This window comes from Pseudarthrobacter sp. PvP090 (assembly GCF_040547365.1).
Classification (GTDB): domain Bacteria; phylum Actinomycetota; class Actinomycetes; order Actinomycetales; family Micrococcaceae; genus Arthrobacter.
This window is the reverse complement of sequence record NZ_JBEPPO010000023.1, coordinates 1-22,233: the sequence shown is the minus strand read 5'-3', so window position 1 is coordinate 22,233 and position 22,233 is coordinate 1. Positions and strand designations below refer to the sequence as shown.

21 protein-coding genes and 1 pseudogene are annotated in these 22,233 nt (G+C 68.3%); 14 read left to right on the top strand and 8 right to left on the bottom strand.

Going from position 1 to position 22,233, the window contains the following annotated elements:
• From ABIC21_RS19105 to ABIC21_RS19095, 3 genes and pseudogenes are all read left to right on the top strand, one after another.
• A pseudogene (locus ABIC21_RS19105) lies at positions 1 to 162 on the top strand (bifunctional D-altronate/D-mannonate dehydratase); the annotation flags it as partial.
• Between the two features lie 44 nt (positions 163 to 206).
• On the top strand, positions 207 to 2,477 hold the full coding sequence (locus tag ABIC21_RS19100) for a gluconokinase, GntK/IdnK-type (protein ID WP_354351953.1): 2,271 nt from the start codon (positions 207 to 209) through the stop codon (positions 2,475 to 2,477).
• Between the two features lie 184 nt (positions 2,478 to 2,661).
• A complete protein-coding gene (locus tag ABIC21_RS19095) occupies positions 2,662 to 3,981 on the top strand; it encodes an FAD-dependent oxidoreductase (RefSeq protein ID WP_354351950.1) in 1,320 nt (439 codons plus the stop codon).
• 3 nt (positions 3,982 to 3,984) lie between these two features.
• Here ABIC21_RS19095 and ABIC21_RS19090 read toward each other — a convergent pair whose 3' ends face one another.
• From ABIC21_RS19090 to acsA, 5 genes are read right to left on the bottom strand one after another with little or no spacing between them, the layout of a single operon-like run.
• Positions 3,985 to 4,227, bottom strand: a complete 243-nt coding sequence (locus tag ABIC21_RS19090) for an acyl carrier protein (protein ID WP_354351949.1) — start codon at positions 4,225 to 4,227, stop codon at positions 3,985 to 3,987.
• 13 nt (positions 4,228 to 4,240) lie between these two features.
• Entirely contained in the window at positions 4,241 to 5,656 is a 1,416-nt protein-coding gene (locus ABIC21_RS19085) for a dihydrolipoamide acetyltransferase family protein (protein ID WP_354351948.1), read from the bottom strand.
• Positions 5,649 to 6,629 (bottom strand): alpha-ketoacid dehydrogenase subunit beta, encoded by a 981-nt coding sequence (locus tag ABIC21_RS19080; RefSeq protein ID WP_354351947.1) that lies wholly within the window; start codon positions 6,627 to 6,629, stop codon positions 5,649 to 5,651. The genes ABIC21_RS19085 and ABIC21_RS19080 overlap by 8 nt, the downstream gene beginning before the upstream one ends.
• A complete protein-coding gene (pdhA, locus tag ABIC21_RS19075) occupies positions 6,626 to 7,666 on the bottom strand; it encodes a pyruvate dehydrogenase (acetyl-transferring) E1 component subunit alpha (RefSeq protein WP_354351946.1) in 1,041 nt (346 codons plus the stop codon). The genes ABIC21_RS19080 and pdhA overlap by 4 nt, the downstream gene beginning before the upstream one ends.
• Complete coding sequence (gene acsA, locus ABIC21_RS19070) at positions 7,663 to 9,543, bottom strand: acetate--CoA ligase (RefSeq protein ID WP_354351945.1); 1,881 nt, start codon at positions 9,541 to 9,543, stop codon at positions 7,663 to 7,665. The genes pdhA and acsA overlap by 4 nt, the downstream gene beginning before the upstream one ends.
• 139 nt (positions 9,544 to 9,682) lie before the next feature.
• Between acsA and pyrE the strand changes: the two genes are divergently transcribed.
• The 4 genes from pyrE (at position 9,683) to ABIC21_RS19050 (ending at position 13,300) form a co-directional block, all read left to right on the top strand.
• Positions 9,683 to 10,267: an orotate phosphoribosyltransferase gene (pyrE, locus tag ABIC21_RS19065; protein WP_354351944.1), complete on the top strand. Its 585-nt coding sequence runs from the start codon at positions 9,683 to 9,685 to the stop codon at positions 10,265 to 10,267.
• Positions 10,268 to 10,360: 93 nt separating this feature from the next.
• Positions 10,361 to 11,134, top strand: a complete 774-nt coding sequence (locus tag ABIC21_RS19060) for a GAF and ANTAR domain-containing protein (RefSeq protein WP_354351943.1) — start codon at positions 10,361 to 10,363, stop codon at positions 11,132 to 11,134.
• Between the two features lie 95 nt (positions 11,135 to 11,229).
• Positions 11,230 to 11,835, top strand: coding sequence for a hypothetical protein (locus tag ABIC21_RS19055; RefSeq protein WP_354351942.1), 606 nt, complete (start codon positions 11,230 to 11,232; stop codon positions 11,833 to 11,835).
• 424 nt (positions 11,836 to 12,259) lie between these two features.
• Entirely contained in the window at positions 12,260 to 13,300 is a 1,041-nt protein-coding gene (locus ABIC21_RS19050) for a thioesterase domain-containing protein (protein ID WP_354351941.1), read from the top strand.
• 6 nt (positions 13,301 to 13,306) lie between these two features.
• On the opposite strand, the gene ABIC21_RS19045 is transcribed toward ABIC21_RS19050, so the two are convergent.
• Entirely contained in the window at positions 13,307 to 14,161 is an 855-nt protein-coding gene (locus tag ABIC21_RS19045; RefSeq protein WP_354351940.1) for an HAD-IIA family hydrolase, read from the bottom strand.
• A gap of 94 nt (positions 14,162 to 14,255) precedes the next feature.
• Between ABIC21_RS19045 and ABIC21_RS19040 the strand changes: the two genes are divergently transcribed.
• The 3 genes from ABIC21_RS19040 to ABIC21_RS19030 all read left to right on the top strand — a co-directional run bounded on the left by ABIC21_RS19040 (position 14,256) and on the right by ABIC21_RS19030 (position 16,539).
• A complete protein-coding gene (locus ABIC21_RS19040; protein WP_354351952.1) occupies positions 14,256 to 14,912 on the top strand; it encodes a TrmH family RNA methyltransferase in 657 nt (218 codons plus the stop codon).
• Between the two features lie 176 nt (positions 14,913 to 15,088).
• Complete coding sequence (gene fbaA, locus ABIC21_RS19035) at positions 15,089 to 16,108, top strand: class II fructose-bisphosphate aldolase (protein ID WP_354351939.1); 1,020 nt, start codon at positions 15,089 to 15,091, stop codon at positions 16,106 to 16,108.
• Between the two features lie 2 nt (positions 16,109 to 16,110).
• Complete coding sequence (locus tag ABIC21_RS19030; protein WP_354351938.1) at positions 16,111 to 16,539, top strand: DUF3151 domain-containing protein; 429 nt, start codon at positions 16,111 to 16,113, stop codon at positions 16,537 to 16,539.
• Between the two features lie 135 nt (positions 16,540 to 16,674).
• Here the strand turns inward: ABIC21_RS19030 and ABIC21_RS19025 are convergent, their stop codons facing one another.
• Positions 16,675 to 17,307, bottom strand: coding sequence for a uracil-DNA glycosylase family protein (locus ABIC21_RS19025; RefSeq protein WP_354351937.1), 633 nt, complete (start codon positions 17,305 to 17,307; stop codon positions 16,675 to 16,677).
• Positions 17,308 to 17,801: 494 nt separating this feature from the next.
• On the opposite strand from ABIC21_RS19025, the gene ABIC21_RS19020 reads away from it, so the two are divergent.
• Complete coding sequence (locus ABIC21_RS19020; protein WP_354351936.1) at positions 17,802 to 19,091, top strand: adenylosuccinate synthase; 1,290 nt, start codon at positions 17,802 to 17,804, stop codon at positions 19,089 to 19,091.
• A gap of 105 nt (positions 19,092 to 19,196) precedes the next feature.
• Here ABIC21_RS19020 and ABIC21_RS19015 read toward each other — a convergent pair whose 3' ends face one another.
• On the bottom strand, positions 19,197 to 19,850 hold the full coding sequence (locus tag ABIC21_RS19015) for a GntR family transcriptional regulator (RefSeq protein ID WP_354351935.1): 654 nt from the start codon (positions 19,848 to 19,850) through the stop codon (positions 19,197 to 19,199).
• Positions 19,851 to 19,950: 100 nt separating this feature from the next.
• Between ABIC21_RS19015 and ABIC21_RS19010 the strand changes: the two genes are divergently transcribed.
• From ABIC21_RS19010 to ABIC21_RS19000, 3 genes are all read left to right on the top strand, one after another.
• Complete coding sequence (locus ABIC21_RS19010) at positions 19,951 to 20,961, top strand: 1-aminocyclopropane-1-carboxylate deaminase (protein WP_354351951.1); 1,011 nt, start codon at positions 19,951 to 19,953, stop codon at positions 20,959 to 20,961.
• Between the two features lie 288 nt (positions 20,962 to 21,249).
• Positions 21,250 to 21,732 carry a hypothetical protein gene (locus ABIC21_RS19005; RefSeq protein ID WP_354351934.1) on the top strand — a complete coding sequence of 161 codons (483 nt, stop codon included), beginning with the start codon at positions 21,250 to 21,252 and terminating at the stop codon, positions 21,730 to 21,732.
• 87 nt (positions 21,733 to 21,819) lie between these two features.
• A complete protein-coding gene (locus ABIC21_RS19000; RefSeq protein ID WP_354351933.1) occupies positions 21,820 to 22,077 on the top strand; it encodes a hypothetical protein in 258 nt (85 codons plus the stop codon).
• Positions 22,078 to 22,233 lie beyond the last annotated feature (156 nt).

Here is a 22,233-nt window from a genome sequence, read left to right as displayed (position 1 = left end):
GTCTTCGAGCAGTCCATGACGTTCGTGGACGGCTACCTGCACCCGGGCGAGGCGCCCGGCATCGGCGTCGAATTCAACGAAGAAGCCGCCGCGGCATACCCGTACCAGCAGGCCTACCTGCCCTACAACCGCCTCGTCGACGGAACGGTCCACGACTGGTGACACACCCTACAGCAGCCCCCGCCCCCGTCCGCCGAGTCGTAGTCATGGGCGTCTCCGGCTGCGGCAAGACCACCATCGGTGACCTCGTGGCCCGCGAACTGGGTGTCCCGTTCCTGGACGGCGATTCCCTGCACCCGCTCGAGAACGTCGCCAAGATGGCGGCCGGCACCCCGCTGACCGACGAGGACCGCTGGCCCTGGCTCGCCACCGTGGGCAGCACCCTGGCGAACAGGGGCGACGACGGGCTGGTCCTGGCCTGTTCCGCACTCCGGCGCTGCTACCGCGACGCCATCCGCGCCCTGGCGCCCGGCACCGTGTTCCTGCACCTGCACGGCAGCAAAGAGGTGCTCGGCTCCCGGCTCGAAGGCCGTTCCGGCCATTTCATGCCGGCTGCGCTGCTGGACTCACAGCTCGCAACGCTGGAACCCCTGGAGGCCGACGAAGCCGGGATCGTAGTCGACATCGCCGCCCCGGTCAGCCAGGTGGTGACGGACTCCCTGGCCGGGATTGCCGCCGCCGGTCCGGCCGCTCCGGCCGGCAACGGCAGCGCTGCCGCGGGCACCCAAGGCCGCCAGTTCGACGTCGACCTTCAGGCCGCGCCGTTCAACCTCGATGACGACGCGGTTGCGTGGGTGGATGCCACGATCGCCGGGATGAGCCTCGAGGAAAAGATCGGCCAGCTGTTCATCAACCACAACAACGACTACTCCCCGGAGTATCTGGACGGCATCCTGGAGAAGTACCACGTGGGCGGCATGCGCTACCGGCCGGGGCCCTCCGCTGCGGTGCAGGACCACATCCGCTATGCGCAGTCGAAGACCCGCATCCCGCTGCTGGTGGCCTCCAACCCGGAAATGGGAGGAGCCGGAAGCTGCGACGACGGAACGTTTGTGTCGACGCACCTGCAGGCCGGCTCGCACCCGGACAAGGCCATCGCCCGGCAGATGGGGCAGGTGGCCGGCGTCGAAACCGCGGCGCTGGGCTGCAACTGGGCGTTCGCGCCGATCGTGGACATCCACTACAACTGGCGGAATACCGTCATCTCCACCCGGGCCTTCGGCAACACCCCGGAGATCGTGGTGGAGCGCGCCAAGGAGTATTTCGACGGCATCAGCGAGTCACCCACCGCCTGCGCCATGAAGCACTTCCCGGGCGACGGCATGGACGAACGCGACCAGCACGTCGTTACCTCTTACAACACCCTGGGCTACGAGGAGTGGAACCGGACGTACGGGCACGTGTACCGGGAGATGATCGGGCATGGCGTGCAGTCCATCATGATCGGGCACATCGGGGCACCGGAACTTTCCCGGCACTTCCGCCCCGGCCTGGCGGACGGGGACATCCTCCCCGCGACGCTGGCGCCGGAACTGCTCCAGGACCTGCTCCGCGGCGAGCTCGGCTTCAACGGGCTGATCCTCACGGACGCGTCCCAGATGATCGGCCTGACGCAGGCCATGAAGCGCAAGGACCTGGTTCCGGCCACAATCGCCGCCGGCTGCGACATGTTCCTGTTCTTCCGCAACCCGGCCGAGGACTTCCAGTACATGCTGGACGGCTACAAGTCCGGCGTCATTTCCGAGGAACGGCTGCACGACGCGCTGCGCCGGATCCTAGCGCTGAAGGCCAGCCTGGGGCTGCACCGCAAACCGGCCGCGGAGCTTGTCCCGCCGGCCGTTGCGCTCGGCGTGATCGGAGGCGAAGCCCACCGGGCCGTGGCAGCGGAAATCGCGGACAAGACCGTCACCCTGGTCAAGGACACCGCGAACAACCTTCCCATCACGCCGGAGACGCATCCGCGGATCCGGCTGTACGGCATCTCCGGCGGTGCGGACTTCACCCGCGCGGATCCGCTGGCCTACCTGGACACCGTCAAGGCGGAGCTGGAAAGTGCCGGCTTCGAGGTGCACCTGTTCAAGACGGCGGACCAGCGCGAGGCGGCAGGGGAGACCGGCGTGAATTTCATGTCGGTCATCTCCGAGGAAGCCACCGGCGATTACGCGGACAAGTATGACGCCGCGTTCGTGTTCGCCAATGTGAAGGGCTTCGCCCAAGAGGCGGCCATCCGGATCAAGTGGTCCACCCCAATGGCCGCGGAAATCCCCTGGTACGTCACCGAGGTCCCCACCGTGTTCGTCTCGCTCAACCAGCCCAACCACCTGATTGACGTGCCGATGGTGAAGACCGCAATCCACGCCCACGCGGGAACCCGGGAGGCCATCCGGGCCACCATCGAGAAGATCCGGGGCAAATCGGAGTTCCAGGGCACGTTCAACGAGAACGTGTTCTGCGATTCCTTCGACACCCGGCTCTGACCGGGCCGTTCAGGGGCGCCGGGGCTGGCCGGACCGTAGTTTCCGCCACGGTTCCGGACGGCCGCCGCTGTTTCGGACGGGCGCTGCGCGGATCCCCGCCGCGCTTGTCCGAAACCGCAGCGCAGGTCCGAAACCGCCGCGAAAGCCCCTCCCGCGCCACGCCGCGCAGGCGTAGCGTATGGCCATGGAGAAGACCGGATGTGTGGTGGTCGGCGGCGGGCCGGCGGGCATGATGCTGGGACTGCTGCTGGCGCGGGCCGGCGTGCAGGTCACGGTGCTGGAGAAGCACGATGATTTCTTCCGGGACTTCCGCGGCGACACCGTCCACGCCTCCACCATCCGGCTGATCGATGAGCTGGGCCTGGGCGAGGAATTCCGCCGGCTCCCGCAAAGCCGGCTGAGCAACGTCAGCATCCCGGTGCCCGGCGGTCCGCCCGTGACCATGGGCAACTTCGATTCGCTGCCGCCGCCCTACAACTACGTGGCCATGATGCCGCAGTGGGACTTCCTGAACTTCCTGGCCGACGCCGCCGCGCAGGAACCGTCCTTCAGCCTGCGGATGGGCCACAAGGCCACCTCGCTGGTCCGCAACGGCGGCCGCGTCACGGGGGTCCGCTACCGGACCGCGGACGGTGCCGGGGGAGAGATCAGGGCGGACGTCGTGGTTGCGACGGACGGGCGCCATTCCGCCCTGCGCGCCTCGGCAGGGCTGGCCCCGAAGGAGTATCCCGTGCCGTTCGACACCTGGTGGTTCCGGCTGCCCCGGCTCGCCTCCGAGCGCGGCGAAATCGCGGGAATCATGCCGGTCTTCGGCCGCGGCGAGGCACTGCTGGCGCTCAACCGCACCGACTACTTCCAGATGGGATACCTCGCGCCGAAGGGCACCGACGCCCGGATCCGCGCCGAGGGCGTTGAGGGCTTCCGACGCCGGGTCGCGGCGCTCCGCCCCGATCTCGCCGACCGCGTGGATGCGATCGCGTCGCTGGAGGATCTGCACTGGCTGGACGTGCGCCTGGAACGCCTGCGCCACTGGCACATCAACGGGCTGCTCTGCATTGGGGACGCCGCCCATGCGATGTCCCCGGCCGGCGGGGTCGGGATCAACCTGGCCATCCAGGACGCCGTGGCCGCCGCGGAGTGTCTGGCCCCGGCGCTGCTACGGGGCCAGGTTTCCCGCGCGGACCTGGCGAAAGTGGAACGACGGCGGCGGACGCCCACCGTCATCGTGCAGACGGTGCAGCGGGTGATGCACCGGCTGCTGTTCGAACCGATCATGACCGGGACGCGCGCCGGGGCGCCGGCCATCATGCTGTTCGTGGCGAGGCACCTCCCGGCTGTCGGCAGGGTGCTTCCGCGGTTCGTGGCATTCGGGCCGCGGCCCGAACACGCCCCCGCGTTCGCCCGCCGCGCCGAAGCCCGGCCCGGGCCGCACCCCTCACCCCGTCCACTGCTCCGTAGGTGCCCTTTAGCGGCTCCTAAAGGGCACCTACGGAGCAATGGATGAGGCTCAGCCGTGCGCCTCGAGGTAGCCGATCAGTCCCTTCACCGTGGCCACCGCCGGGTAGTCCCGCTCCGGAATGTCGACGCCAGTGGCCACGTCGATCGTTTCGACCAGCCGGAGGAAATCCAGCGAATCGAGCTCGAGGTCCTGCCGGAGCCGGGCGCCCTCGTCCACCTCGGCCAGGTCCACATCCGGCGCGACCTTGCCGATCGCCGCCTGCACGGCAGCCCGGGCGTCCTGCTCGTTCATGGTTCCTCCCGTTTCACAGTTGTTCCGGTGCCTGCAGCAGCTCGTCGATCCGCGCCAGGTAGCGGCCCCCGCGCAGCCCGTCGCTGACCCGGTGGTCGGCGGAGAGGGTGGCGACGACGGCCGGCCGGACGCCGAGCATGCCGTGCTGCGCCCATGGCTGTTCCAGGACCCGGCCGAAGCCAACCATCGCGACCTGCGGGGGATAGATGACACCGAAGACGCTCTCCACCCCGAGGTCCCCGAGGTTCGTCACGGTGATGGTGGGATCCGCCATTTCGGCTCGCAGCAGCCGTCCGGCCCGGGCGCGGCCGACGAGGTCCCTCAGCTGCTCCATCAGCACATCGACCGGCAGGGTGTCCGCGTCATGGATGGCCGGGGCCACCAGGCCGCCCTGGCGCAGGGCCACGGCAACTCCGAGGTGCACGGACGCGCTGGGCCGGAACCCGCCGTCGTCGTAGAACCCGTTCACCTCCGGGACGTCCTTGGCCGCAAGCGCCGCGGCCTTGAGCAGCAGCGCGGAGGGGACCAGCCGGGACGCGACCGGCCGCTGGGCGTTGACGGTCTGCATCCAGTCGACGGCGGCGCGCAGGTCCAGCGTGGTGCTCAGGTAGTAGTGCGGGATGGTCTTCTTCGAGCGGGACATCAGGGCCCCGATGGCGCGGCGCAGGGTGGCCACGCGCTCGCGGGCCTCCGGGGTTTTCCCGGACGCCTCGGCTGCTGCGGCCGGGGCCCCGGGAGCTGGCTCCCTGGCCGGCTCCCCGCGGGGAGCCTCCGCCTCCGGTGCGGCTTCCGGCGGACCGGCCTCCGGCGCGGCTTCCGGCAGCCAGGACTCGGTGCGGCGGGCCGCGGCCTGCTGCACGTCCGCCACGGTCACGGCACCCTCCGGTCCGGTGCCGCTGACGGCGGCCAGCTCGACGCCGAGCTCGGTGGCGAGACGCCTGGCCCGCGGCGAGGACCGGACACGGGCCCCGGCCGGCCTGGCGGCCACGGCGTGCTCCACGTCGGCCCGCGTGATGGCGCCGCCTTTGCCGGTGCCGTGGATCCCGGCCGTGTCGACGCCCAGCCGGTGCGCCAGGTGCCGCACCGGTGGAGCGATCGGAGGAGTGGCCGGTGGCGTTTCCCCGGTCTTTTCAGCCCCGCGCCGGTCAGGAGGCGGCGACGGCGCCTCCCGACGTGGGGCCCCCACCTCGGCCGGGGTCTGCGTGATTCTGGCCAGCGGGGTGCCCACCGGAACGGTCTGCCCCAGGTCCACGAGCAGTTCGGCGACGACACCCTCCTGGAAGGACTCCACATCCATGACCGTCTTGTCGGTGTCCACCACCGCCACGAGGTCCCCGCGGCGCACATAGTCGCCGGGCTTGACCAGCCATTCGACGATCTTGCCGTGCTCCATGTCAGCCCCGAGGGACGGCATCAGGAAGTCACCCACTGGCCCCGACCGCCTCCTTGGCTGCGGCCACAATCCGCTCGGCGGAGGGCAGGGCCGCGAGTTCCAGATGCTTGGAGTAGGGGATCGGCACTTCGGCGCTGCAGACCCGGCCCACCGGGGCATCCAAGTCGTAGAACGCCTGCTCGGTGATCCGGGCGCTGATCTCGGCGGAAATGCTTCCGCTGCGCCACCCCTCATCCACCACCACCGCCCGGTGGGTCCTGCGCACCGAGGCGAGGATGGCGGCCTCGTCGAGCGGCCGCAGGGTGCGCAGGTCCAGGACCTCCGCGTCGATGCCCGCGTCCGCGAGCTGGCCGGCGGCGTCGAGCACTGCCGGAAGCGTTCCGCCGTAGGTGATGAGCGACAGGTCGTCCCCGGGGCGCCGGACCGCGGCGGTGTCGATGTCCACGGGGCCGGCGTCGTCGTCGAGCTCCCCGGTCACGTTGTAGAGCGAACCATGCTCGAAGATCAGCACCGGGTCGGGATCCTCCAGCGCGGTCCACAGCATGCCGCGGGCGTCGGCGAGCGTGGCGGGGGCGAGGATGCGCAGGCCGGGGATGTGCGCGTACCAGCCCTCGAGGCTGTGCGAATGCTGGGCCCCGAGCTGGCGGCCGGCGCCCGTGGTCATCCGGATCACGATGGGGACGTTGAATTGCCCGCCGGACATGTGCAGCAGCGAGGCGGCGTTGTTCACGATCTGGTCCAGCGCGAGCAGGCTGAAATTGACGGTCATGATCTCCACGATCGGGCGCATCCCGCCGAGCGCCGCCCCGATGCCCGCGCCGACGAAACCGGACTCCGAGAGCGGCGTGTCGCGGATCCGTGCGGGCCCGAATTCCTCCAGCAGGCCCAAACTCACCGCGAAGGATCCGCCGTACGCTCCGACGTCCTCACCCATCAGGAACACCCGTTCGTCGCGGAGCATGGCATCGCGGATGCCGGCCCGGAGTGCCTCGCGGTAGCTGGATTTCATGGCTCCAGCCCTTCACCGGTGCCGCCGCCGGTTTTCGGGCCGGCGCCGCGCTCGCTGTACACGAAGCGGGTGAGGTCCTGCAGCGGTTCGGGGGTTCCGGCTTCGGCGAATTCGACGGCGGCGGCCACCTCCGCGTCGGCGTCCGCCTCGAGCTGGTCCCAGTCCTGCGGGGAGAGCTGGCCGGCGGCCTCCATTGTGGCGCGCAGGAGGGTGATCGGGTCACGTTCGAGCCAGCGGGCGACTTCGGCTTTGTCGCGGTACCGTTCGGGGTCGAACATCGAGTGCGCCCGGAAGCGGTAGGTGCGCAGCTCCAGGAAGTGCGGGCCGCCGCCGGACCGGACGGCGTCCACCGCGCGCCGGGCCGTTTCCTCGACGGCCAGGACGTCCATGCCGTCCACGGCCCACGCCGCGATCTCGTAGGCGGCAGCCTTGAGTGCGATGTCCGTCTGCGATTCGGAGCGGCCCAGTGCCGTGCCCATGGCGTAGAGGTTGTTCTCGCAGCAGAACAGCACGGGCAGCTGCCACAGCGCGGCGAGGTTCAGGCTCTCGTGGAATTCCCCTTCCGCGACGGCGCCTTCGCCGAAGAAGCAGACAGTCACGCGGGAGCGCCCGGCCATCTTGTCCGCGAGGGCCAGTCCGACGGCGAGCGGCAGACCCCCGGCGACGATCGCGTTCCCGCCGAAGAAGCGGGTGGCGGCGTCGAACAAGTGCATGGACCCGCCGCGGCCACGGCAGCAGCCCTCGACGAAGCCGTACATCTCGGCGAGGATCGCCCCGGCGGGGACCCCACGCAGGAGGGCGTGGCCGTGTTCCCGGTAGGTGGCGACGACGGCGTCTTCCGGGGCCAGGGTTTCCAGCACCCCGGCCGCGACCGCTTCCTCGCCGATGTAGACGTGCAGGAAGCCGCGGATCTTGGCGGCGCTGTACAACTCGACGCATTTCTCCTCGAGCCGGCGGACCCGGAGCATCTGCAGCAGCAGGTGCCGCCCGTGTGCGGGGTCCAGGGTGTGGGCCGGCGGGTCCAGGGGCCCGGTCATGGCCGTGGCTCCGGCCGCTGTCCGCCCGGCCGCTGTTCGTCACGTTCCGGAGCGCCGCCCGGTTCCGGCGTGCCGGCCGGGGTCTCGATCGTGGAGGTGTCGCCCTCCGGCAGCCCGAGTTCGCGGGCCTTGAGCAGGCGCCGGAGGATCTTGCCGCTGCGGGTCCGGGGCAGGGCCGTGGTGAAGTCCAGCAGCCGCGGCGCCACCGCCGGGCCGAGCCGCTTGCGGGCGAAGCCAATGATTTCCAGCTGCAGTTCCTCCGAGGGCTCCCACCCGGGCCGCAGTTCCACGAACGCCTTGACCACCTCGCCGGCCACCGGGTCGGGGACCCCGATCACGCCGGCCTCGGCCACGGCCTCATGTTCCATCAGGGAGCTCTCCACCTCGAACGGCCCGATCAGGTGCCCGGAGGACTTGATGACGTCGTCGCCGCGTCCGACGAACCAGTAGTAGCCGTCGGCGTCGCGCCTGGCGAGGTCGCCGGTAAGGTACCAGCCGCCCACGAAGCAGCGGCGGTAGCGCTCCTCCTCATGCAGGTAGCCCCGGAACATCGAGGGCCAGCCCGGCCGCAGGGCCAGTTCACCGACGGCATCCGGCGCTGTTACGAGGACCGCCTCGCCGTCGCGGACGACCGGCCTGTCCTGGGCATCCCGTGCCACGATTCCTGCCTCGACGCCGGGCAGCGGCCGGCCCATCGAGCCGGGGCGGATTTCGGTGGCGGCAAAGTTGGAAATCATGATCCCGCCGGTTTCGGTCTGCCACCAGTTGTCGTGCACGGGCTGGCCGAAGGCCTCCTGGCCCCAGACGACGACCTCGGGGTTGAGCGGTTCCCCGACGCTGGCGACGAAGCGCAGCGCGGACAGGTCATGGCCCCGGGCGCGGTCCGCCCCGGCCTTCATCAGCATCCGCAGCGCCGTGGGGGCGGTGTACCAGACGGTGACGTGCTGTTCGGCGAGGATCCGGTACCAGCGGTCCGCGTCCATTTCCTCCTCGTCCACGATGGTCGTCACCCCGTGGGTCAGCGGCGCGATCACCCCGTACGAGGTTCCGGTGACCCAGCCGGGGTCGGCCGTGCACCAGTACACGTCCTCCGGGTGCAGGTCCAGGGCCGCGGTGCCGGTCGCGTGGTGCGCCGTGACGGCGTCGTGCACATGGATGGCACCCTTCGGGGTCCCGGTGGTGCCGGACGTAAAGTGCAGCAGGGCCATGTCCTCGGCCTGCGTCGCGGCGGTCTCACCGTCGGCCGGGGCAGCGCGCATCAGCGCGGCGAGGTCCAGGGTGCCCGGTTCGGGGCGGCCGTCGGCGTCGGTCAGCAGGACGTGCCGGAGTTCCGGGAGCGAGTCGCGGAGGTGGGCAATCTTCTTGCGGTAGAGGGCACGGGTGGTGACCAGGGCCCGGCCGGATCCCAGCTGCAGCCGCTGGCGGACGGGTTCCGGGCCGAACGCGGAGAATAGCGGGCAGAAGACGCTGGCGTTCTTCAGCGTGCCCAGCACCGCGATGTACAGTGCCGGTCCGCGCCCGGTCAGCGAGAAGACGCGCTCGCCGCGCCCGACGCCGAGGCTACGCAGCACCCCGGCAAAACGGCTGGTCTGCTCCGCGAGCTCGGCAAAGGTCAGGGAGTGGCTGCTGCCGTCGGCCCGGACGAACCGCAGCGCCTCGTGCCCGGCATGCCCCCCGGCCGCATGCCGGTCCACCGCCTCATAGGCAATGTTGATGCCGCGACCGCCGGGGAGCCCGGACAGCTGGTGACGGGCATCGTCCCAGGAGAAGGCGGCATAGGCCGCGTCATAGTCCGTCAGGTTCGGCCGGACCCGGAAGCTGCCGACGTCTTTGGGAATGGCGGGCCAGCGGGTCGAAGATTCCGTTCCTGCCGTCATGGTTCCATCGCACTCCTGCCCGGCACGGGTTCCTAGAGTACAAAGACCCGGCGCCGGAGCCGGGGGCCGTCGGGAGACGCCCCGACATCAAAGGGGCCGGCTGGGGATCCGGCGCCGGCCAGCCACTAAACTGGGTCGCATGACTGCCACCAGTGCCCCCGCAGCTGACACCGCTGCCGCCCGTGCCCGCCTGCTTGAACTGATCAAAGAGCTGGCCGTCGTGCGCGGCAAGGTCATCCTCTCCAGCGGCGCCGAGGCCGACTACTACATCGACCTGCGCCGGATCACGCTGCACCACGAGGCGTCCAAGCTCGTCGGCCAGGTCATGCTGTCGCTGCTGGACGACGCCGGTATCGACTTCGAGTGCGCCGGCGGACTCACCATGGGTGCCGACCCGGTGGGCACCGCCGTGATGCACGCCGCCGTCGACGCCGGACGCCCCGTGGACGCGTTCGTGGTCCGCAAGGCGCAGAAGTCCTACGGCATGGGCCGCCAGGTGGAGGGCCCCTCCGTCGAGGGCCGCAAGGTGCTGGTGCTGGAGGACACGTCCACGACCGGAGGCTCCGCGCTGACCGCCGTCGAGGGCGTCCGCCGGGCTGGCGGCAACGTGGTCGCCGTCGCCGTGATCGTGGACCGCGACACCGGTGCCAAGGAAAAAATCGAGGCGGAGGCCGGAGTCCCCTACCTCTTCGCCTTCGGCAAGGACGAACTCGGCCTGAGCTAGGAGTTCATCCGTCAGCGGACGCGTGTGGACGGTGGATTCAGCGTGATTTATCATTTTCAGATATCCACCACACCCCTCCGGAGACCAAGCACCATGCTCCTGCCCGAAGAAATCCTCGGATCTGTTCCCCTCAGCACCGTCGACCAGATCCAGAACCTCATCCTGGACAGTGCCGATTTTGAGGACTTCCTCAACGAGCTCGCTCGTTTCTCCGCCCACCAGGTCGCAGGCGCCGGCGATGACGCCCTGTGCGGCATCACGCTGCTGCGCGACCGCAAGGCCGCGACCATCGGCTGGAGCAGCGATTCCGCCCGCGAAGTGGACGAAATCCAGTACCGGCTCTCGCAGGGCCCGTGCCTGACGGCGGCGCAGGAGGAACGTGAAGTCTACGTTCCGGACCTGTTCGATGAGGACCGCTGGGGCCCTGACTATGCCAACGCGGTCGCGTCGCACGGCCTTCGCTCGGTGCTGTCCGTGCCGTTCCACCTGCAGGGCGAGGCCCAGGCGGCCCTCAATCTCTACTCAGATGTGCCGCACAAGTTCGACGGCGACGTGGCCGCCCGGGCGCGCGGCTACACCCGCGAAATCTCCCAAGCGCTGCGGCTCGCCGTCCGCTTCTCCCTCCACACGGACAGCGCCACCAATCTCCGGGCCACCCTGGAATCGCGCACCGTGATCGACATGGCGATCGGGATCGTCATGGCGCAGAACCGCTGCAACCAGGAGACCGCCGTCCGGATCCTCACCGACGCGTCGAGCAACGGCAACGTCAAGCTGCGCGACATCGCCGCCTCCCTGGTCCAGTCCGTGGGCGGCACCGCGTCCCGGACCCACTTCGAGGAACCCGGCCGGCGAGAAGCCGGATAAACCGGTACCGCCCTATGACTTGTGTGCGCCCCCTACGGCCTATACGCTGATTGAGGTTGAGCCGTCGGCCATAGACACCCTTTTTTGGAGTACCTATGGACACCTCGTTGAACGCCCACGCCAAACTGGACATCGCCTCAGATGTCCTCCGGATCGATGTCCGGGGCAGCCTGACGCAGCACTCCCGTCCCACCCTCATGCAGCTGATCCAGCGTGTCCGCCGGATGGGCATCACGTCCCACATCCGGGTGCACCTCGGCAACGCCTCCTTCGTGGAATCCGCGGCCCTGTCAGGCCTCCGCAACGACCTCAACGCCATCGACGGCGCCGCCGCGCTCGTCGACACCGCCGGTGCCCTGCCGAGCTCCGCCGGCGTCTCCCTCGAGCTGAACCCCTACCGGGAAACAGGTGTCGCCGCACTGCCGTCCCTCGACCTCTCGGCGGACTTCACCGCGTCGATTGACACCTCGGGGACCCGGCCGCTGAACGTCTTCTCAGACGCCGAACTGCTCGCCGCGAGCGACTCCGTGTTCGGGCTGCTGGACAACCCGGCGGATATGGCCCGCTCGCAGCTCCTCGCGACCTTCGACGAAATCGGCCTCGAAATCGGCCGCCGCGCCGTCGGACCGGAAGCCGTCAGCAGCGACGCCGGCCTCGAGCCCAGCCGCCCCGACGTGGGCTGGGAACCGGAACCGGTCTAGGGAGGGTCTCCCAAAAAATGTTGGCGGCCACACGGGGGAGTCGGAAGCGCTCGCGACAACGTGACAGCCTAGCCCCCGGCCGGACCTACCCAGGCACCGAAGTTACCGGCCCCGCCGCCTCCGCGGTCGTCGTCTTTGCCGCAACGTTTGCAGCGCTTATATAGGGCGCCATCTTCGGCGTGTTCAATGTGCCAATCGTGCTGGATGTTCAGCTTGCACAGCAGGGCCTTGAGCATGGTCTTCTCCGATCGAATCGAGGGCCGGCGGAGGCCGGTAATCTCATCATCGTCTTCGTGCCGCCGCCGCAGAAGACTTGAAGCTGGCTTCCTTCTTCCCCGTCTACTACGCCACGGCGGCAGGCTGTAACTGAGCTGTTATCCGGCGCCGTTTCTGATCCGTGTTCCCCCGTGGCTACGGTAGAGATGTGCCGAGTGAGCCTGAAATTGCGGATGTGGGCGGGGCCGGCGATGCCGGCGCCCGTGTGCTTCGGCACGCCGCCGAACTCCGGCGGTTCTCGCGGCGGAGCTTCCTGATCGGTGCCGGGTCCGCCTCGGTGCTGGCGGCGGACATGCTGTTAACGCGGCGGGTGCAGGCCGAACGCCGCGTCCACAAAATCCTCACGGTGCCGGACGAGACCGCCGAGCGGTACTTTCCCAACGCCAGCTGGTTCCTCTTCCCCGGCTACAAGACCAGCTGGGAGGAAGCGCTGTGGATCCTGAACACGCTGCGCGGCGCGCTGAACAAGCGCGGCCAGCTCGCCGCCGTCGGCTACTCCAATGTGGGCCTCGACATCGACCAGATCGTGATCGCCGTCGTCGAGCACGCGCGGGCGCACCAACTGACCACGTTCTACTTCTACGGCCACAGCTTCGGCGGCATGGTGGCCACCCAGGTCGCGGCCCGGCTCCGGGAGCTGCATGGGATTGAGGTGGCGTTTATCCTGCTGGACTCCAGCCCCTACAGCAAGTACGACGTGCTGGACCAAAGCTGGTTCGAGGGGGTCGTGTTCCTCTACGAGAGCGGCTTCCGGTTCCCCACGGTGCTGCGAGGCGGCTACGAACTCGGTGAGCGGATGCTGCACAAGGACGAGCGCAGCTGGGGGCAGGTGGTGGACCAGACCCTGGAACAGCTCTCACCGATTGCGCCCTCCAGCGTGCTGATCCAGTCCCAGTCGGCCTACATCTACCACTTCGACGCCACCCGCTTCGCGGGGAAGCTCGGCGGGACGCGGATGGCCTTTATCGGCAACCCCCGGGACCGGACGGTCGACTACGAGACCGCCCGGGACTCCTGGTCATTGACCTTCAAGGACAACATGGCCGACGACTCACTGCGGACCGACGGCGCCCTGCCGGCGCACGCCAGCCCGGGCTGGAACCCGTTCATCTACCGGCCCGTCATCGAGGAGCTGCAGGACGGGATTTTCCCGCTGCCCTCCGGCGGCGGCAAGAAGACCGCCTTCTAGAGGGACCTAGATCTGGTTCTTCAGGTCGGCCACGGAGTTCAGGATCTGGTTGGGCCGGAACGGGTAAGCGGCGATGTCGTCCTTGTGGGTGATGCCGCTGAGCACCAGGACCGTGTGCAGCCCCGCCTCCATCCCCGCGATGATGTCGGTGTCCATCCGGTCACCGATCATGGCGGTGGTTTCCGAATGCGCGTCGATCTGGTTCATGGCCGAACGGAACATCATCGGGTTCGGTTTGCCCACAATGTAGGGTTCCCGGCCGGTGGCCTTCGTGATGAGCGCCGCGATCGCGCCGGTGGCCGGCATGGGGCCGTCCTTCGAGGGCCCGGTGGCGTCCGGGTTGGTGGCGATGAACCTCGCCCCGCCCAGGATCAGCCGGATGGCCATGGTGATCGCTTCAAAGGAATAGGTGCGGGTTTCGCCGAGGACCACGAAGTCCGGGTCCTGGTCGGTGAGGATAAAGCCGGCCTCGTGCAGCGCGGTCGTCAGGCCCGCTTCGCCGATTGTGTAGGCGCGGTTGCCGGAATCCGAGCCGCGCACCTGGTCCTTGAGGAACTGGGCGGTGGCCAGGGCGGAGGTCCAGATGTTCTCCTCGGGGATTTCCAGGCCCGAGCTCTTCAGCCGGGCGGCGAGGTCCCGGGGCGTGAAGATCGAGTTGTTGGTCAGGACAAGGAACCGCCGGGACGTGTCCACCCAGCGCTGGATCAGTTCAGCGGCGCCCGGGATCGGCTGGTTTTCGTGGACCAGGACACCGTCCATGTCGGTCAGCCAGCACTCAATCTCCTGGCCGCTGCGGTACACGGATTTTGATGAAAGCACGTGGTCCGCGTCTTCCCTGTGGTCTGCCTGCTGCTCCGCCATGCTGTCCTCCGCCGATAATGTGCCGATGCCAGTCCCAGTCTAATGTTGAGTCGTGACTGAACCCGAGATACCCAGCGAAACCCTTTCCGGCAGCTTGACCGCAAGAGAGGGCAGCCCGGAGCCGGAGGCAGAGCCCAAAGCGGAGGTCGGCGTCGGCCCCTGGGAAGGCGAACTGCCGGAGGGCACGCACTGGGACCCGGACCTCCTGGCGGACGGGGACCGCCGCAACGTGGTGGACAAATACCGCTACTGGAAGCACGAAGCGATTGTCGCGGACCTGGACTCCAAGCGGCACAATTTCCATATTGCGATCGAAAACTGGCAGCACGACATGAACATCGGGACTGTCGTGCGCAGCGCCAACGCGTTCCTGGCCAAGGAAGTCCACATCATCGGGCGACGCCGGTGGAACCGCCGCGGGGCCATGGTCACCGACCGGTACCAGCACGTCCGGCACCACCCGACCGTCGCGGACTTCGTGGACTGGGCGCAGGGCGAGGGCCTGGCGATCATCGGAATCGACATCTTCCCGGACTCCGTCCCGCTGGAAACCTATGAACTGCCCAGGGACTGCGTGCTGGTGTTCGGCCAGGAGGGCCCGGGGCTTTCCCCCGAGGTCCACGAAGCGGCGGTGGACACCCTGTCGATCGAACAGTTCGGCTCCACACGCTCGATCAACGCCGCCTCGGCGGCCGCCATCGCGATGCACGCCTGGATCCGCCGGCACGTGTTCGACCAGCTCCCGGGATAGGCGCACCCGGCGCGGGGGCGGCACCCGGCGAACGGGGTGATGCGCGGGCGAGTATTACAGGCGCGAGTGACCGGAAACACTGCCCGGTCGCAGGAATGGCTAGGATGGTTCCTAGCCGACGAGGTTCACTCCAGGGTGAGCCCAGCCCGCAGACGAAATTCACTTTAGGAGTCAGCATGCCCATTGCAACCCCAGAGATCTACTCCGAGATGATCGACCGCGCTAAGGCGGGTGGCTTCGCGTTCCCCGCCGTTAACGTCACGTCCTCCCAGACCCTCAACGCGGCCCTCCGCGGCTTCGCCGAGGCCGAGTCCGACGGCATCGTCCAGGTCTCCACCGGCGGCGCCGCCTACTGGTCCGGGGCCTCCACCAAGGACATGGTGGCCGGTTCGCTCGGCTTCGCCGCGTTCGCCCGCGAAGTCGCCAAGAACTACGGCGTCAACATCGCCCTGCACACGGACCACTGCCCCAAGGACAAGCTGGAGGGCTTCGTCCTGCCGCTGCTGGCAGCCTCCGAAGCCGAGGTGAAGGCCGGCCGCAACCCGCTCTTCAGCTCCCACATGTGGGACGGCTCCGCCGAGACCCTGCCGGAAAACCTGCGCATCGCCCGTGAACTGCTGGAGCGCACCTCTGCCGCCAAGATGATCCTCGAGGTCGAGATCGGCACCGTCGGCGGCGAGGAAGACGGCGTCGAGAACGCCATCAACGACAAGCTCTACACCACGGTCGAGGACGCCCTCGCCACCATCGACGCCCTCGGTGCCGGCGAAAACGGCCGCTACATCACGGCGCTGACCTTCGGCAACGTGCACGGCGTCTACAAGCCGGGCGGCGTCAAGCTCCGCCCGGAGATCCTCAAGGACATCCAGGAGCAGGTCGGCGCCAAGATCGGCAAGGCCAACCCGTTCGATCTGGTCTTCCACGGCGGCTCCGGTTCCTCCGAGAAGGAGATCGCCGACGCCGTCTCCTACGGTGTGATCAAGATGAACATCGACACCGACACGCAGTACGCCTACACCCGCCCCGTGGTGGACCACATGTTCCGCAACTATGACGGCGTGCTCAAGGTCGACGGCGAGGTCGGCAACAAGAAGCTGTACGACCCGCGCGTCTGGGGTGCCTCCGCCGAGGCTGGCCTCGCGGCCCGCGTGGTCGAGGCTGCGCAGCAGCTCGGCTCCACCGGCAAGACGTTCTAGGCATGTCGGACGAGTTCCGCAAGAACCTGATGGGTCCCGAGCCCACGCTCCTGCCCGCCGAGACCGAGGTCTACGCGGCGCTGGACGCGGGCCAGGAAGCCCTGGACCTGGTGGAAAAGCACCCGACGTCCTCGCTGCTCTGGGCCGTGCTGGCCGAGGAGGCCTGGACCGAGGGCCGGACCATCGATTCCTACGCCTACTCCCGCGTCGGCTACCACCGTGGCCTGGATTCGCTGCGCCGCAACGGCTGGCGCGGCGTCGGGCCGATTCCGTGGGAGCACGAGCCCAACCGCGGCTTCCTCCGCGCCCTGTACTCGCTGGGCCGGGCGTCCGCGGCGATCGGCGAGGCCGAGGAGCCGGAGCGGATCGAGAAGTTCCTCAAGGACTCGGACCCCTCCGCCAAGGCAGCCATCGAAGCCGAAAAGCGCTAACCACAACGCGGGGTCACTTCCGGCCCATTCCACACCTTGGGATGGACCGGAGGTGACCCCGCGTTGCTTGTTAAAGCCCGACGGCGGGCGTCCACCAGTGAGGTGGGCGCCCGCCGTCGTAGTTAACGGTGGGGATCAGCTGGTCTTGGCCAGGCCGGTGCGGGCCATGGCGTCCGCGTAGACGGCGCCCATCTCGTCGAGGTACTGCTCCTGGCGGGCCGGGGTGCCGGCGAAGGCGCGGCCGCTGAGCGAGCGGACCTTGTAGGTCTTGAGGCCGCGGCGCCAGATCATGGGCACCTCGGTCTTGAGGAGCAGGTTCGCGAGGCGGTTGGCCTCGGTGCCGTGGGCCACAATCACCGAGGCGCGGGGCACGACGGCGAGGAACTTCAGCAGCGGCTTCAGACCTGCGGAAATCTGGTCCGGCGTGAACTTGCCGTTGGGCTCGCCCGGCACATACCAGGGGTGGACGTTCCAGGGCATCACGTACTCGGGCCGCAGGCCGAGCTTCCACTGGACGCCGAGCAGGCGGGTGGCCGCTTCGTCGTCCCCGGCAGTGATGAAACCCGACTCGTCCTCTGTGCCGATGTTGGAGAAGAGGCTGATGATCCGGCACTCGTCGACGTCGTGCATCGGGTCCACATAGGGGACGTTCGTGCCAGCTTTGGTTGCCTGCAGCGTGTCGCACAGCTCGTTGACGGCTGCGACGCTAGGTTCGTAGCGGCGGCTCAGAAGCTGTTCGCGGGAATTTTCAGTGGCCAAGGCTGTCATATATTGCTGAGTCTCCTGCGGGATTGGTAAAGCTGCCAGACCGTACGCGCGAACGCCGAGCACCGGGGCACGCCAAATACGGTGTGGTTTGAAAATGTGGTGTGGACCGATTCCTGGTCGATCCTTATTAGTCTATCAAGCCCTGCGAAATGACGTGTCTTCCGGAGCCCGGCCACCAGGGCCGCGTGGTGGGGCGGCGGGCGCCTCCGCACAGGGGAATCCAACCCGGCGACGGCGATTTGCGGGTGTGTAGGGCCGCCCGGGCTGCAGTCTGTGGAAGCAATCACATTTTCCCGGCAGGAAGTCCATTGGATGGTCAAATGAGCTGCCGGGACCGCTATCGGCTAAACTTGGGTGGTAAGAGCCCCGGACTCTGGCGTTGATGGTAAGAGCACAGCGGTAGATTCGGGGCATTCTCATGAACGGCGCTGAGCTCCGATGACCACCCTGGTGAGTCACCCGGACTTCGGCCCGAACGAATGGGGGAGGATCCCATGCCAGCAATCGTGATCGTCGGAGCCCAATGGGGCGACGAAGGCAAAGGTAAGGCCACTGACCTGCTTGGTGGCCGAGTCGACTACGTCGTCAAGCCCAACGGCGGCAACAACGCCGGGCACACCGTCGTCGTAGGCGGTGAGAAGTATGAGCTCAAGCTCCTTCCGGCCGGCATCCTGAGCCCCAACGCGATTCCGATCATCGGCAACGGCTGCGTGGTGAACCTGGAGGCGCTGTTCCAGGAAATCGACGGCCTCGAAGCCCGCGGCGCCGACACCTCCAAGCTGCGCGTCTCCGCCAACGCCCACCTCGTGGCGCCCTACCACCAGGTCCTGGACAAGGTCACCGAGCGGTTCCTCGGCTCCCGCGCCATCGGCACCACCGGCCGCGGCATCGGCCCGGCGTACATGGACAAGGTGGCCCGCCTCGGCATCCGCGTCCAGGACGTCTTTGACGCCTCCATCCTGCGCCAGAAGGTCGAAGGGTCGCTGCGGCAGAAGAACGAGCTCCTGGTCAAGGTCTACAACCGCCGCGACATCGAGGTGGACGAGATCGTGGAGTACTTCCTGTCCTTCGCCGAGCGCCTCCGCCCGCTGGTCATCGACAGCACCTATGTCCTGAACACCGCCCTTGACGAGGGCAGGGTGGTCCTCATGGAGGGCGGCCAGGCCACGTTCCTGGACGTCGACCACGGCACCTACCCCTTCGTGACCTCCTCGAACCCGACGGCCGGCGGCGCCTCCGTGGGCTCGGGCATCGGCCCCACCCGCATCTCCCGCTCCATCGGCATCATCAAGGCGTACACCACCCGGGTGGGGGCAGGTCCCTTCCCGACAGAGCTGTTCGACGAGATGGGCATGTACCTGCAGAAGACGGGCGGCGAGTTCGGCGTCAACACCGGCCGGCCGCGCCGCTGCGGCTGGTACGACGCCGTGCTGGCGCGCCATGCCTCGCGCGTCAACGGCTTCACGGACTACTTCGTGACCAAGCTGGACGTGCTCACGGGCATCGAGCAGATCCCGGTCTGCGTGGCGTACGACGTCGACGGCGTCCGGCACGATGAAATGCCCATGACGCAGACCGAGTTCCACCACGCGAAGCCGATCTTCGAGTACTTCGAAGGCTGGACCGAGGACATCACCGGCGCCCGCACCCTGGAGGACCTCCCGGAGAACGCCAAGAACTACGTCCTGGCCCTCGAAAAGCTGTCCGGCACGCGCTTCTCGGCGATCGGCGTCGGCCCGGACCGGGACCAGACCATCGTGATCAACGATTTGATCAACGACTAGCACCGACTGGTACTGACTAACGCTTCACTGCAAGCGCACGACGGCGGCGGGCCACCTGGGAAGGTGGCCCGCCGCCGTCGTTAAGCGGCGCTGCTGCTGCTGTGCCTACTCCGCCGACGCGAAGCGCAGCGAAAGCCAGTTCTCCCGGCACGCCCGGGCGGCAGCCTCGACGTCGCCAAGGCGGGCGAGCCGGATGATCTCAGCATGCTGGGCCACCGATCCCCGGGCCGCAAAGGAGCCGAAGCGCATCCGCTCCACCCGGCGCAGCACCGGGGTGGTCTGTTCCAGCAGTTCCCGGAGCACGGGATTGCCGCTGGCCGTGACAAAAACCCCGTGAAAGTCGTCATCGGCTATGAGCGCCGACTCGACGTCCACGTCCTGCAGGGCCCGTTCGAAGCGCGCATTGGCCTTGGCCATGGCGGCGAGATGGCCCTCCGCCAGGAGCGGGACCGCCAGCCGGGCGGCCAGCTCATGCAGCCCGGCCACAACCTGCTGTGTGCTGACGGTTGAGGCCAGGTCGCAGGGGGCGACGATGGTTGCCTTGCCCGGCAATGCGATGACCAGCCCGGCGCGTTCCAGCCGCAGCAAGGCCTCCCGGATGGGGGTCCGGCTGACGCCCAGCCATGCTTCCAGTTCCGTGTCCTTCAGCTTTTCGCCGGGCTCGAACGTACCGTCAACGATCGCGTTGCGGAGCGAATCGAAGACGTTGTCCCGGAGCAGCGGCCGTCTGTGGACTCCGGAAAGCGGGGGAACGGGCATGCAACATATCGTATATCCCCTTGCCCTCCCCGAACCGATGTCGGACAATGCAATATATTGCATTTTGGAGGTTTCCGGGGACCCTAGCAAAGGACAGATGATGGCCATCACCGACTTCGAACGCTACCCACTGACGTTTGGACCCAGCCCCATCCACCCGCTGCCACGGCTCAGCGCACACCTGGGCGGGGCGCAGATCTGGGCTAAGCGGGAGGACGTCAACAGCGGACTCGCGTTTGGCGGCAACAAGACCCGCAAGCTCGAGTATTTCGTTCCGGATGCCCTGGCGCAGGGCGCGGACACCCTGGTCTCCATTGGCGGCTACCAGTCCAACCACACCCGCCAGGTGGCGGCGGTGGCCGCCAAACTCGGACTCAAGGCACGCCTGGTCCAAGAGAACTGGGTCGACTGGCCCGATCCGCTCTCTGACCGCGTGGGCAACATCCTGCTCTCCCGCATCATGGGTGCCGACGTCCGGCTGGACAGCGCCGGCTTTGACATCGGCATCCGCAGCAGCTGGGAGAACGCCATCGAAGAGGTCAAGGCCGCAGGCGGCACGCCCTACGCGATCCCGGCCGGCGGGTCCGACCACCGGCTGGGCGGGCTGGGCTTCGCCAATTGGGCCTACGAGGTGGAGCAGCAGGAACGGGAGCTCGGCATCTTCTTCGACACCATCATCGTCTGCACCGTCACGGGGTCCACCCACGCCGGGATGATTGCGGGTTTTGCCGGCCAGGACAAACCGCGCCGCGTCATCGGCATCGATGCCTCGGCCACCCTGCAGAAGACCCGCGACCAGGTGGAGCGCATTGCCCGGAACACCGCAGAGCTGATCGGCCTGGGCCGGGAGCTCCGTGATGAGGAAATCAACGTCATGGAGGGCTGGGCCGGGGACCTTTACGGAATTCCTGTCGATTCCACCCTGGAAGCCATCCGCCTTGGCGCCTCGCTCGAAGCGATGATCACGGACCCCGTCTACGAGGGCAAGTCCCTCGCCGGGCTGATCGACCTCGTCAAGAGCCGGGAGATTCCGGCCGGCAGCAATGTCCTCTACGCCCACCTGGGTGGCCAGATCGCGCTCAACGCCTACAGCGGACTCTTCCGTTCCTGACAGCGCATCGGGTGGGAAGGCCGTCGTCGTGCTGCCCGCCAAGTGCTTGAAAAGAACTTTTCGGTCGGGGCGTAACTTTTTGCGTCCCTCCAGCGATTACCCCTTTGTAAGCGCCGCCGGAGGATGGACCCCCCCCAGGACTCCGGCTGGCCTTCCACTGCAAGTGCAGGCCGGCGTCCGCCCCCCCATCGGGCGCTGGCCGGCCTTCCACTGAAGGCGCGGGCTGTTGATTGCCCCCAACGGGCCGCAGCCGGCCTCCACACAAAATACAAAGGATGTACGTTTTTTATGAAGAGTGTTAGCAAGACCACCAAGATTGCTGTCGGCGCCGCGATTCTCGCGGTCGGAGGCTTCTCCGGCATCGGCCTGGCCAACGCGGCCCAGGTGTCGAACACCCAGCAGGCTGAAGTGTCACCCGCTACGCCCGCAGTCCCGGCAGCGCCCGCAGCTCCGGCGACCCCTGAAGTTCCGGCCGAGCAGGCTGTCCCGGCTGTGCCGGCATCCCCGTCCGTCGACGGCTCCGCCGCGGGCGACGCCAGCGTTGAGGGCGCCGAAGCAACCGTTTCCGCTGACAAGGGCGGTGCCGCCGTCGAGGGTGCCGCCAACGCCAAGGGTGCTGCCGAAGCCAAGGCCCACGCCGGCGTGACCGTCGCTGTACCCGCAGTGCCTGCCGTCCCCGGCGCCAAGGATGTCCCCGCAGTGCCGGCTAACCCGGCCGTTCCGGCCATTCCCACCCTGCCGTCGGACGAGCTTCCCGAGCTCGACAAGTAGGCATCAAACGCCGCCCCTCTGGAGGGGCCCCGGGGTGCGGCCGCTAGACTGGGGCCGCACCCCAGCAGTAACCGGAAGGACAGCCTCTTGGCAGAGCAGCTAAGCGATGATGAATTGTCAGCAGCATTGGCTGGCGACCCATCAGGTTTTAGCGCGGTCTACTCGGTCATTTCACCGGCGGTGCTCGGCTACTTCCGGGCCCGCGGCGTGGACGACGCGGAGGCGCTCACCCAGCGTCCGGTCACGCCGGGGACACCCCGGCTCCCCGGCGCAGGCGGGGACCGGGACCTTCCCGGGGCCCCGGTCCTTCCCGGCGGGCTTCCGACGATCCCCGGCCAGCCCTAAACCACCGACGGTCCGGCACGTCCAGATCGCGGGAAAGGTGGGGGGGGGGGGGGGCCCCCCCCCGCGCCCCCCCCCCCCCCCCCCGGGGGGGGGGCGGGCCCCCCCCCCGCGGCGGGGCCCGGCCCGGCCGGGTGGGGGGCAGTGGCCCCGGGGGCT